This is a genomic window from Mycoplana rhizolycopersici (assembly GCF_013378445.1).
GTDB lineage: Bacteria > Pseudomonadota > Alphaproteobacteria > Rhizobiales > Rhizobiaceae > Mycoplana > Mycoplana rhizolycopersici.
Genome location: NZ_JABXYK010000004.1, coordinates 207,711 through 219,328 on the forward strand (window position 1 = coordinate 207,711; position 11,618 = coordinate 219,328).

Consider the following 11,618-nt stretch of genomic DNA (forward strand, 5'->3'; position numbering starts at 1 on the left):
CGGTCTTTTGCTCCATCCGCCTCGCCCAACACATCATACAAGTTTGTGGAATCCTCCGCTTGTGGTATATGCCGGTGCAAGCAAGTTCGTTGGCTTGCGGATGACGTCTGACAACAATCGCAGGCAGGGGGTGCCAATGACCATTCAGGCCAAGTCGGGCATGGGGAGTGCTGCAGGCACTTTGACGACGCGGCTTGCGGACGAGTTGCGCAGGGCGATTGCCGGAGGTCAGTTCCCGCCGGGCAGCAGGCTGCCGAGCGAGGCGCAACTGACGGAAGCGCACGGGGTAAGCCGTACCGTCGTCCGCGAGGCCATCGCAGCGCTGCGCGCCGATCGTCTCGTGGAGGCTCGCCAGGGCGCCGGCGTGTTCGTGCTCGATGTCGCTTCGCCCGGGCTGCTCCTCAAAAATGTGGACCATGATCGCGTATCGTCCATGATCGAGCTTCTGGAGTTGCGCACGGCGGTGGAGGTCGAAGCGGCGGGACTTGCGGCGCTCCGGCGCTCTCCTGCCCAGGAGGAGGTCATCATCGAGCGGCATTTTGCCGTGCGCGCCTGCCTTGAAGCCTCGCTGCCGACGAGCGAGGCGGATTTCGCCCTGCACATCGCCATTGCCGAGGCGACCAACAACCCGCGCTTTCGCGAATTTCTCGCCATGGTCGGCAAGAATGTCATTCCGCGCGCAGCACTTCGAAACGACGAGCCGGGTGCCGATCATGCCGCCTACATCAACCTGCTTCTGCGGGAACATCAGGAGATCGTCTCGGCCATCTCCAATGGGGACGAGGAGGGCGCGCGCGCAGCGATGCGCCGGCATTTGCGCGGCAGCCAGGCGCGCTATCGAAAACTTCTGCATGAGCAGCGAAACTTGTATGATGACTAATTGACATGCTTGCCGGTAATACGTAATACAAGTTTACGACTGGCAGACGCAGGAGGACCGCCCGTGACCCCGCAGGAGATCAAGGCCGCGCTTGGCGCAGGCTTGCTTTCGTTCCCTGTCACCCATTTCGATGCGGAGGGGCAGTTCAAGCCGGAAAGCTACCGCCGGCATATCGACTGGCTGTCGGGCTTCGAGGCGCCGGTCCTTTTCGCGGCAGGCGGGACGGGCGAATTCTTCTCGCTCGCGCCGTCGGAAATTCCGGGCATCGTGCGCGCAGCGAAAGAGGCCTCGGGAAAGACGGCGATCGTCTCCGGATGTGGCTTCGGTACGCATGTCGGCGTTGAGCTGGCGCGCGAAGTGGAGAAGGCGGGAGCGGACGGCATCCTCCTTCTGCCGCACTACCTTATCGACGCGCCGCAGGAAGGGCTCTACCAGCACGTCAAGCGGATCTGCCAGTCGGTCGGCATCGGCGTGATGGTCTACAACCGCGACAATTCCGTCCTTGCGGTGGATACGCTGAAGCGCTTGTGTGACGAATGCCCGAATCTCGTCGGTTTCAAGGATGGGACGGGTGATATCGGCCTCGTGCGCCAGGTGACGGCGACCATGGGCGATCGCCTGACCTATCTCGGCGGCATGCCGACGGCGGAGCTCTTTGCAGAAGCCTATCTCGGGGCTGGCTTCACGACCTATTCGTCGGCGGTGTTCAACTTCGTTCCGCAACTGGCCGTCGAATTCTACAAGGCCCTGCGTCGCGGCGACCGCGCGCGTTGTGAAGCCATCCTCAACGAGTTCTTCTATCCCTTCATGGCGCTTCGCAGCCGGCGCAAGGGTTATGCGGTCGCGGCGATCAAGGCGGGCGTTCGCCTGCAGGGATTTGCCGCCGGCAAGGTTCGCCCGCCGCTGGACGACCTGACGGCGGAGGAAGAAGGCATGCTGGAGCGCCTCATCGCGCCGTGGAAGCGTTGAGATGAAGATCGCCGCCGTCCGGACCCATCTTCTGGAGCACCGGTTGGCGGTGCCATTCGAAAGCGCTTCCATGCGCTTCGACCGTCGCTCCCACGTTCTCGTCGAGATCGAATGTGACGACGGGACCGTTGGCTGGGGCGAGTGCCTCGGTCCCGCGCGGGCCAATGCAGCCGTGGTCGCGACCTATGCACAATGGCTCGTCGGTGCGGATCCGCGGGAGACGGAAAAGCTTTGGGCGGTGCTCTACAACGCCCTGCGCGACCAGGGTCAGCGCGGCCTGACGATCACCGCCCTTTCGGGTATCGACATCGCGCTGTGGGACATCAAGGGAAAGCGCTTCGGGGTCCCGGTTTCCACCCTGCTCGGTGGACGGTTTCGCAATGAAGTGCGCGCCTATGCGACGGGCAGCTTCAAGCGCGAAGGCGTCGATCGCGTGGAGGACAATGCGGCGGATGCGGCGCGCTATTGGGCGGAAGGATTCCACGCGACCAAGATCAAGATCGGGTTCGGCGTGGAGCAGGACCTGGCGGTCATTCGCGCCGTGCGCGAGGCGATCGGTTCCGAGATGCGGCTGATGATCGACGCCAATCACGGCTACGACGTTCTTGAGGCGGTCGACCTCGGCCGCCGCGCAGCCCAATACGATATCGACTGGTTCGAGGAGCCGGTCGTACCCGAACAGCTCGACGCCTATCGCGCGGTGCGCGCGCGGCAGCCGATACCGGTGGCAGGCGGCGAAACGTGGCACACCCGCTGGGGCATGCGCGAGCCGGTGGAAACCCGTGCCGTCGATATTCTGCAGCCTGACCTTTGCGGGGTCGGTGGCTTCAGCGAGGCCCGCCGTGTCGCCGACATGGCAGCGCTGCACGGCGTCCGGATTGTGCCGCACGTATGGGGAACCGCGGTCCAGATCGCGGCGGCATTGCAATTCATGGCGGCCATGGTGCCGAACCCGGTGCGCGTCAATCCGATCGAGCCGATCCTGGAGTTCGACCGCACGGAAAACCCGTTCCGTCAGGCTATCGTCACCAAGCCGATCGAGCATGTCCGCGGGGTGGTCAAAATCCCGGATGGTCCGGGCCTCGGCATCGACATCGATCGTGATGCGCTTGCCGAGTTCCGCATGGGGGATGCTTGAATGATCGTCAGATCGCTTTCCGGAAAGTCGCCTCGGATCAGGCTCCCACGGGGAGCGGTCGACAGTCAGATGCACATGTATATGCCGGGATACCCGGCGCGGGATGGCGGGCCGCCGCTGCCGGGCGGTGCCCTGCCGGACGCCGGTCAGTATCGCAGCCTCATGACCTGGCTGGGCATTGATCGGGTGATCATAACCCAGGGCAACGCCCACCAGCGCGACAACGCCAACCTGATTGCCTGCCTGCGCGAGATGGGCAGCATTGCTCGCGGCATCGCCGTCATCGATGGTGAGACGCCGGAGAAGGAACTGGATGCGCTGGCGGAGGGGGGCGTCGTCGGTGCCCGGATCATGGATCTTCCCGGCGGAGCGGTCGGGCTCGACCATCTGGAAGCGGTCGACGCGCGTGCCGCCGCCCGCGGCTGGATGGTCGCCGTGCAGATCGACGGCAGCAACATCGAAGCGCACCAGGACCGGCTCAGGAAACTGAAATCCCGCTGGGTCTTCGATCATCACGGAAAGTTCTTCAGCGGCGTCTCGCCGCAAAGCCCCCAAGTCGATGCGTTGCGCAGGTTGATTGATGCGGGCAATTGCTGGTTCAAGTTCGCGGGCGTCTATGAATCGTCCAAAAGCGGGCCGCCCGACTATGAGGATGTCGCCGCTGTTGCCCGCGATATCGCCGCCCATGCGCCCGAGCGCATCGTCTGGGGGACGAACTGGCCGCATAATCTGGCGCGTACCACGCAGGATTATCCGAACGACGCGGACCTGACCGACACGGTGCTCGGCTGGCTGTCGGACGAAGATGCGCGCCGGCTGGCGCTCGTCGACAATCCGGAACGACTGTTCGGATTGCCGGTCTATTCATGAGCGGTAACTGACATCTGCCGTGGGAGCGAGGAGGCTCTGAACGGCAATCTTGGAGGAGGAAGAAAGCATGAATATCGCAAGATCGCTTTGTGCTGCACTGGGGTTCGCCCTGGCAGCGGGTACAGGACAGGCGCAGGAAATCACGCTGCGCTCGGCCGACATTCATCCGGATGGTTATCCGACGGTGGAGGCGGTGAAGTACATGGGGCAGTTGGTGTCGGAGCGCACCAATGGCCGTATCAAGATCGACGTCACCAACAACGCCGCACTCGGCAGCGAAAAGGACACGATCGAACAGACGCGCTTCGGCGTCATCGACATGAACCGCGTCAACGCGGCCCCGTTCAACAATCTGGTGCCGCAGACGGTCGTCCTCGGCCTGCCCTTTCTGTTCCGCTCGACCGAGCACATGCACAAGACGGTCGACGGGCCGATCGGCGAGGAAGTGCTCGCCGCGTTCGAGCCGCATGGGCTTATCGGCCTGGCGTTCTACGATTCCGGTGCACGCTCGTTCTATACCACCAGCAAGCCGATCGAGAAGCTTGCTGACCTGAAGGGCATGAAGATCCGCGTGCAGCAGTCTGACCTTTGGATCGCGATGATGGAGGCCTTCGGTGCAAACGCCACGCCGATGCCTTTCGGTGAGGTCTATTCCTCGCTCGAGACCGGCGTCGTCGACGGGGCGGAGAACAACTGGCCGTCCTACGAATCGTCGCGCCACTTCGAGGTCGCGAAGAACTACACGTTGACGGATCATTCGCTGAATCCGGAAATCCTGGTCATCTCAAAGATCACCTGGGACAAGCTTTCACCGGATGACCAGAAGGTGATCAAGCAGTCGGCAAAGGACTCGGTCGTCAAGATGCGCGAACTCTGGCAGGCGCGTGAGAAGGCCTCAGAAGAAAAGGTCCGCGCTGCCGGCGTCAACGTGATCACGGTCGACAAGGCGGAATTCGCCGAGGCCATGACGCCGGTCTACGAGAAGTTCGTCACCGATCCGCAGATGAAGGACCTGCTGGCGCGCATTCGCGCGACCGACTGACATGGTCGGCCGGATCGGCATCCGGTCCGGCCCTCGCCGTTTCCGATCGCGTCGGGGAGCGCGATCGATGCCCTTGGAGGAAAAGGCAATGTCGACTTACTTGCATGCGGGGCGGCCGGTGCTTGCTTGGCTCAGCCGGGTGTCGCTCTATATCTCGGGCGTAGGGCTGGTGGCGATGACGGCGGCCGTCGGCTGGCAGGTGTTCGCCCGCTACGTTCTGAATGACACGCCGAGCTGGTCGGAGCCGTTGTCGCTGCACCTGATGTCCTGGTTCATCATGCTCGGGGCTGCCGTGGGCGTGCGCGAAAGCGTGCATCTCGGCCTCGACTTCGTTCGACATGGCGCGTCTGTCGCCGTGCGCCGCGCCATGGATCTGATCAGCCTTGGTCTGATCGTGCTTTTTGGCTTGGCCATGGCCTGGTACTCGGCAGTCCTTGCGGCCGGGACCTGGGCCGCAACGATTCCCGTGCTCGGCTGGCCGGGCGGGGTGGATTTCTTTCCGATGATCGCGGGCGGGCTTTTGATTTCGCTCTTTGCGGCCGAGCGTTTTGCCGATGTGGTGGCCGGTGAGCAGACGGCGGCCGAAATCACCGCGCAGGAGCTGGCGTAATGGCTTATACGGTTCTCTTCGGCGTTTTCACCGTACTGATGTTCATCGGCATGCCGATCGCCTTCTGCCTCGGCATCGCAGCATTGGCGACGGTGCTCTTCATGGGACTGCCGCCGATCGTTGTCTTCCAGCAGATGAATTCAGGGATGAGCGTCTTTGCCATGATGGCGATCCCCTTCTTCATCTTCGCCGGTGATCTCATGGTTCGCGGCGGCATCGCCGACCGGCTCATCCGTTTCGCGGCGAGCATCGTCGGGCATCTGCGCGGCGGCCTGGGACAGGTCAACATTGTCGCCTCGACCTTGTTCGGAGGCATTTCCGGCTCCGCGGTCGCCGACGCATCCGCTGTCGGCGGCCTGATGATCCCGCAGATGGCCGCACGCGGGTACGACCGGAGCTATGCTGTCTCCGTGACGGTCAATGCCGCGATTATCGCGCTGATGGTCCCGCCGTCGCACAACATGATCCTTTATTCGATCGCAGCCGGTGGAAACGTGTCGGTGGCCGACCTCTTCACGGCGGGGATCCTGCCCGGCTTGCTGCTGGCGGCGGCACTGATGGTGACGGCTTACTTCGTCGCCCGCCGCCGCGGCTACCCGTCCGAGCCCTTTCCCGGGTTTCGCCGGCTGGGCTACTACATGCTGGCATCGGCCCCGGGGCTCCTGCTCATCGGCATCATCTTCGGCGGCGTGCGCTCCGGTGTGTTCACGGCGACGGAAAGCTCGTGCATCGCCGTGTTCTACGCGCTTGTGGTCGCGCTGCTCGTCTATCGCGAGCTTGATTGGAGCGGCTTCGTCGAGGCCGTATTGCAGGCGGTCCGCACGACTGCGATGGTGCTGCTGGTGATCGGGACGGCCGCCGCCTTCGGCTGGCTGATGGCGTTTCTGCAGGTGCAACAGCAGATGATTGCCGTCATCGGCTCCATCTCCGAGAACCCGATCGTCGTGCTACTGCTCATCAACCTGGCACTGCTTGTGCTTGGGACCTTCATGGACATGGCTCCGCTCGTGATCATCACGACGCCTGTACTCCTTCCCGTTGCGAAGGCGTTCGGCATCGATCCGGTCCATTTCGGCGTCATCATGATCCTGAATGCCGGCATCGGCCTCAATACGCCGCCGGTCGGAACCGTGCTGTTCGTCGGTTGCGCGGTGGGCGGCATTTCGATCCGCGAAGCGATGCGGACCATCTGGCCGTTCTTCGGGGCGAGCATTGCCGTGCTGATGCTGGTGACTTACATCCCCGGCCTGTCGCTCTGGCTCCCGAGCCTGTTCAAATAGGCCGACGGCATCGCCGTAACCTATTGGTTCGGCATCGATATTCGTTGACGCGTCTCTGACGCGTCATACTATGATTGGCAAAATGAAGGACAAGTCTGCGGTCTGGCTGCAGGTTTGGAAGTGTTTGGGAGTATCCATGCTCAAGACGTTGTTGATGACGGGCGCCGCTGGAGGCGTCGGAACCGCATTGCGCCCCTTGCTGCGCGACCTGGCCGAGACGGTGGTGCTGTCGGATACGGCGGACATATCTGATGTTCAGCCGCACGAGCGGTTCAAGCGCTGCGATCTCTCCGATGCGAGAGGCGTCGACGATCTGCTGGAAGGCGTCAACGGCGTGATCCATCTCGGCGGGATCTCGGTCGAGCGGCCCTTCGACCTGATCGTGCAGGGCAATATCGTCGGCATGTACAATCTCTATGAGGCTGCGCGGCGCCATAACCGGCCGCGCATCATCTTCGCCAGTTCGAACCACGTGGTAGGCTATTACCGGCGCGACGAGCGGCTCGACAACCAAGTGGTGCCGCGACCGGATTCGCTCTACGGCGTTTCAAAGGTGTTCGGCGAGGCGATCGCCAGTCTCTATTTCGACAAGTTCGGGATCGAGACCCTGTCGGTCAGGATCGGATCCTGCTTTGCCAAGCCCGCCAATCCGCGAATGCTGGCGACGTGGCTCAGCTATGGCGACATGCTTTCGCTGTGCGGGCGAGCATTCGCCGCGCCGCGCATCGGTCACACGGTCGTCTACGGGGCATCGGACAACGAGGAACAGTGGTGGGACAACGCTAACGCGGCTTTCCTCGGCTGGAGGCCGAAGGACAGCTCCGAGCAATGGCGCGCCGAAATCCTGGCATCTGTCGGCCCGGAGGATCCCGCCAATCCCGCAACCCATTATCAAGGCGGCGCCTTTGTTTGCGGCGAGCATCCTGCCAACCTCTAGGTTGGGGGCGTCGTCAGCAGCTTTCTTTCGGGAGTTGTGCGGATTTTGATGGTGCCGGGCCTTGCTGCCCGGGAAGCCATGACGGCGGCACGAAAGGGAACTTTTGGTTCCAAGCCGCCGTTGCGAGGCTCTGTCGACCGCGCCAGAAATTCGCCGGGCGCGATCGGCTGACCGGATGCTCCGGTCGCCGATAGTTCGGTCGTTCTGTTAACGGCCGTGAACGGCAGAGCGGATCTGCGAACGCGACAGACCGATGTCGGCCAGCGTGTGGTCGTCGAGCATGCTCAGTTCACGAATGGCCTTGCGGCGTTCTGCGAAGTCCTTGATCTTCTGACGGATGTTCATCTCTTTTCTCCATATCTTTGAATGCGCCTGATATGGTGCAAATCGTGCCTATTATGAAGGCATAAGCACGCAGGAGAGGCATGCGAAAATGCAGATGCTTGCTTATTGGCTTAGCAGCCGGTAGCCTATGGCGATTTTTTCGGCATTTTTCCTGCCGGCAGAAGTCCTTGCCGGATCGGCGAAACAAAATGAGAGGGAGAAGCTTTCGCTCCTCCCTCCCGCATTCAAATACCCCTGGCTCGTTACCACTTCTTGCTGAGCTTGAACGTGATCGTCCGGGCATCGCCATAGCCGCAAACCAGAAGGCCGCCGCAGCCGCTGACATATTCCTTGTCGAACAGGTTGGCCACGTTGAGGGCGGCACCCCAGTCGTTCTTCTCGTAGCGGATACCGGCATCGAATACGGTGGCCGAGGGGACTTTCGCCGTGTTCTCGTTGTCGGCCCAGCTTTCGCCCTGATAGCGCACGCCCGCACCGAAGCTCATGCCTTCCAGCGCGCCGTCCTGGACAGTGTAATCCAGCCACAGGGAGGCCTGCGTGTCGGGAATGAGGTAGGGTGTGTTGCCGATCAGGGCGGAATTGGCGTCCTTGGTGATCTCGAGGTCGATGAACTCCAGGCCGGCAATCAGTTTCCAGCTTTCGTTGATGTTGACCTTGCCTTCCAGCTCGATGCCGCGCGAGCGCACCTCTCCCATCTGGCTGGAGAGCATGGTCAGCGGGTCGGTGACGACGACATTCTGCTTGGTAAGCTGGTAGACCGCAGCCGTGAACACGCCGTCGAGGAAGGCGGGCTCGTACTTGACGCCGGCCTCGAACTGGTCGCCCTCTTCCGGCTTGGTGTTGCCGGTCAGGGTCACCGCGACGATCGGGTTGAAGAAGGTCGAGGCGCTGATGTAGGGCGTCACGCCGTTGGCGAACTCGTAGGCCAGTCCGGCCCTGCCGCTGAGCGCGCTTTCATTATAATCGAATGTCGAGTTCTGGGCCGGATCCCAATAGGTCGGGCCGTTCTCCGTCTCGGTGTCGACATAGTCGTAGCGGCCGTTCAGCGTCACGATCCAGCCGTCGCCGAAGCGGATCTGGTCCTGGGCATAGACGCCGAGCTGCTGCTGGGTGATCTCCTGGTTGATGTAGATCCTGTTGGGCGGCTGCAGCGCGCCGTAGATCGGGTCGGTGGCACTAATCGGCGTGGCGGCGGAGGATGCCTGTTCCTGATCGAGCCTGTAGAACTTGTAGTCGAGGCCCACGAGGACCGTGTGATTGAGTGCGCCCGTGTCGAATTCGCCTTCGAGGCGATTGTCGACCGCGAAGGTGTCAACCTTCGAAGTGTGCTCGAAGCCGAGGCGATAGAGCAGGTTGTCGGGCGTGACCGGCGCGTTCACGTAGGATGGCGCGGGGAACACGGCGTCAGGATCGTAGTAGCCATAGGTATAAGGCGCGTTCTCGTGCTTGTAGAGATGGCCGTAGCGCAGGTTCTGGGTGAAGCGCCAGCCATTGTCGAACTCGTGCTTGAACTCGTAGCCCAGCATCTGCTGGACGTAGGTGCCGGTGTCGATGTCCGGTTCGCCGAAAAATGCCCTCCGGTCGATCTTGCCGAACGAGGCTGCTTCCACGGTGCCGATATAGGGTAGGAAGCTGCCGCCGCTGTGCCTCTGGTCGAGGCCTTGCAGAACGCCGTAAACGGTCAGGCTCGTCGCGTCGTCCTTTTCGAACGTCACCTGCGGCATGATGAACCCGCGCAGGTCGTTCGAATAGTCGGTGTAGTTCTCTCCGCCGGCCACTTTGCCGGTAACGCGATAGTTGACGCCCTCGTTGAGGATGCCGTTTACATCGAAGCCGGCGAATGCGTTGGCATTGCTGTTGATGCCGGTCTCGACATAGGCGGAAGTTTCACCCGTGGGCCGCTTGCTGACCATATTGATGATGCCGCCGGGATTGGCGCCCCCATAGAGCACCGAGGCCGGCCCCTTGAGCACTTCCACCCGTTCCAGCATGAACGGGTCGACCTGGAAGCCGCCGAAGCCATAGCTGAAGAGGTTCAGCCCGTCGAGGAAGACGCCCGTCTGGGTCGCGTCGAAGCCGCGAATGTAGAACCAGTCGGTGTCGGGATCGACGCCGAAAGGTTCGGCCGTCACGCCGGGCGTGTAGCGCAGGATCTCGTCGACCTTGTTGACGATGCCGCGATCCTCGATCTCCTGTCGGCCGATGACCGACACGGACTGCGGGATTTCCGAAAGCGGCGTATCCGTCTTGGAGCCTGTGGTGGTGTCCTTTGCGACATAGCCTTCCACCGGACCGGTACCGCTGCCTTCGCCAGTACCCTCGACGACGACTGTCGCAAGCGGCGTTGCCTGCTGTTCCTGTGCTGCAGCCGTCATGGCCGCCAGGATTGCCGCTCCCGCGACACCGCCCCGGAGTGCAGCCCTGATGCTTGTACCTGCCGTGCCCTTAACCTTGCTGATCATTGCCCCCGCATTCCCCGCTTTACGTGATCAGGTGCCGAAGTGGGCACCAAGTAACATGAGCAATTATATCAACTTAAATAGATGCGCTTGACCGCTTCGGGGAAAATTGAACGTTCTTGGCACTTTCGTGCGCCGCACACAGATTTCGGCCGCGGGTTCAGTCACGCGTCATCTTGCGCCACCGGGCGGGCGTCGTGCCGACGTTCTTGCGAAAGACACGGGTGAAGTGAGCCTGGTCGGCAAAGCCGGTTTCCGCGGCGATGGCGGTCAGCGGCATGTCATGCTTGAGCAGGATGTTTTTCGCCCGGTCAAGGCGGGCGTTCATCTGCCACTGATGGGGCGCAAGGCCGGTGGTGGCCTTGAAGGCGTGGCTGAAGTGCGACTGGGAAAGGCCGGTCAGGGCCGCCAGTTCCTCCAGGCGGATGCTGCGCAGGCAATTCTCGTCGATGTAGTCGGTCGCCCGCCGCAGCTGCCAGGCGGCGAGCTGGCTGCGCTTGCGTGGCTGCGAGCGGTTGACCTTGAACAGGTCGATGATAAGGGCCAGCGATAGCCCGTCGCCATAGAGATCGTGCAGGGGCCGGGGATTGGCGCATTCCGCAGCGATCAGTTCGGCAAGGGACATGATGCGCGGATCGTCGAACATCAGCCGCGGGGTTTCGACCGGTTGGCTGTCGAATTCGTCGGCCAGACGCTGCCGCAGAATATCGATGTCGAAATGCAGGTCGAGATGCCGGACAAAGCTGAGATCGACCACTTCGGCCCACAGTTCCATCCCGGCCGGGATATAGGAGATTGCCTGGCGATGATAATTCTGCACTGTGCCCCGGGCGGAAGGCGCGACTTTGAGGTTGCAGATTCCACCGCCCTCGGCTTCGAGGACAATGAAGATGCGTGGATCCTGCCCGACATAGAAGCCGCCGGCGTTGGGTGCGCATTCCACGTCCCACAGGTCGGCGACAATGCCGTTCCAATGACGACGGCGCAGCCCGCCGACCACATGGAATCCGCTGATCTTGTTGCTCATGCGCGGCTGAAAATTCATCGCCCAGTCCATCGATGCGGGGACGTCTTCCCGGCACCCAGCG

General features: G+C 62.3%; 11 protein-coding genes. 8 read left to right on the forward strand and 3 right to left on the reverse strand.

The features are described from left to right. Positions 1-136 precede the first annotated feature (136 nt). The 8 genes from HV823_RS08290 (at position 137) to HV823_RS08325 (ending at position 7,726) form a co-directional block, all read left to right on the forward strand. A complete protein-coding gene (locus HV823_RS08290; protein ID WP_176949247.1) occupies positions 137-880 on the forward strand; it encodes a FadR/GntR family transcriptional regulator in 744 nt (247 codons plus the stop codon). A gap of 63 nt (positions 881-943) precedes the next feature. After that, entirely contained in the window at positions 944-1,849 is a 906-nt protein-coding gene (gene kdgD, locus HV823_RS08295; RefSeq protein ID WP_176949248.1) for a 5-dehydro-4-deoxyglucarate dehydratase, read from the forward strand. A 1-nt stretch (position 1,850) separates the two neighbouring features. Next, positions 1,851-2,987 (forward strand): mandelate racemase/muconate lactonizing enzyme family protein, encoded by a 1,137-nt coding sequence (locus HV823_RS08300; RefSeq protein WP_176949249.1) that lies wholly within the window; start codon positions 1,851-1,853, stop codon positions 2,985-2,987. Continuing rightward, a complete protein-coding gene (locus tag HV823_RS08305) occupies positions 2,988-3,857 on the forward strand; it encodes an amidohydrolase family protein (RefSeq protein ID WP_176949250.1) in 870 nt (289 codons plus the stop codon). Between the two features lie 67 nt (positions 3,858-3,924). Next, on the forward strand, positions 3,925-4,899 hold the full coding sequence (locus HV823_RS08310; RefSeq protein WP_176949251.1) for a TRAP transporter substrate-binding protein: 975 nt from the start codon (positions 3,925-3,927) through the stop codon (positions 4,897-4,899). Between the two features lie 88 nt (positions 4,900-4,987). After that, on the forward strand, positions 4,988-5,509 hold the full coding sequence (locus HV823_RS08315; protein ID WP_176949252.1) for a TRAP transporter small permease: 522 nt from the start codon (positions 4,988-4,990) through the stop codon (positions 5,507-5,509). Further along, on the forward strand, positions 5,509-6,789 hold the full coding sequence (locus HV823_RS08320) for a TRAP transporter large permease (RefSeq protein WP_176949253.1): 1,281 nt from the start codon (positions 5,509-5,511) through the stop codon (positions 6,787-6,789). Before HV823_RS08315 ends, HV823_RS08320 begins: the two co-directional genes overlap by 1 nt. Positions 6,790-6,925: 136 nt before the next feature. Beyond that, complete coding sequence (locus HV823_RS08325) at positions 6,926-7,726, forward strand: NAD-dependent epimerase/dehydratase family protein (RefSeq protein ID WP_176949254.1); 801 nt, start codon at positions 6,926-6,928, stop codon at positions 7,724-7,726. A gap of 207 nt (positions 7,727-7,933) precedes the next feature. Here HV823_RS08325 and HV823_RS08330 read toward each other — a convergent pair whose 3' ends face one another. The 3 genes from HV823_RS08330 to HV823_RS08340 all read right to left on the reverse strand — a co-directional run bounded on the left by HV823_RS08330 (position 7,934) and on the right by HV823_RS08340 (position 11,575). Further along, entirely contained in the window at positions 7,934-8,071 is a 138-nt protein-coding gene (locus HV823_RS08330; RefSeq protein WP_176949255.1) for a DUF1127 domain-containing protein, read from the reverse strand. Between the two features lie 242 nt (positions 8,072-8,313). Then, positions 8,314-10,533 carry a TonB-dependent siderophore receptor gene (locus tag HV823_RS08335; RefSeq protein WP_176949256.1) on the reverse strand — a complete coding sequence of 740 codons (2,220 nt, stop codon included), beginning with the start codon at positions 10,531-10,533 and terminating at the stop codon, positions 8,314-8,316. Between the two features lie 157 nt (positions 10,534-10,690). Further along, complete coding sequence (locus HV823_RS08340) at positions 10,691-11,575, reverse strand: helix-turn-helix domain-containing protein (RefSeq protein WP_176949257.1); 885 nt, start codon at positions 11,573-11,575, stop codon at positions 10,691-10,693. Positions 11,576-11,618 lie beyond the last annotated feature (43 nt).

Bases quoted from the DNA above. Each gene is read 5' to 3' on its own strand.
- HV823_RS08325 (WP_176949254.1), top strand. From the start codon at position 6,926: ATGCTCAAGACGTTGTTGATGACGGGCGCCGCTGGAGGCGTCGGAACC.
- HV823_RS08320 (WP_176949253.1), top strand. From the start codon at position 5,509: ATGGCTTATACGGTTCTCTTCGGCGTTTTCACCGTACTGATGTTCATC.
- HV823_RS08335 (WP_176949256.1), bottom strand. From the start codon at position 10,533: ATGATCAGCAAGGTTAAGGGCACGGCAGGTACAAGCATCAGGGCTGCA.
- HV823_RS08300 (WP_176949249.1), top strand. From the start codon at position 1,851: ATGAAGATCGCCGCCGTCCGGACCCATCTTCTGGAGCACCGGTTGGCG.
- HV823_RS08305 (WP_176949250.1), top strand. From the start codon at position 2,988: ATGATCGTCAGATCGCTTTCCGGAAAGTCGCCTCGGATCAGGCTCCCA.
- HV823_RS08340 (WP_176949257.1), bottom strand. From the start codon at position 11,575: ATGAATTTTCAGCCGCGCATGAGCAACAAGATCAGCGGATTCCATGTG.
- HV823_RS08315 (WP_176949252.1), top strand. From the start codon at position 4,988: ATGTCGACTTACTTGCATGCGGGGCGGCCGGTGCTTGCTTGGCTCAGC.
- HV823_RS08310 (WP_176949251.1), top strand. From the start codon at position 3,925: ATGAATATCGCAAGATCGCTTTGTGCTGCACTGGGGTTCGCCCTGGCA.
- HV823_RS08330 (WP_176949255.1), bottom strand. From the start codon at position 8,071: ATGAACATCCGTCAGAAGATCAAGGACTTCGCAGAACGCCGCAAGGCC.
- HV823_RS08290 (WP_176949247.1), top strand. From the start codon at position 137: ATGACCATTCAGGCCAAGTCGGGCATGGGGAGTGCTGCAGGCACTTTG.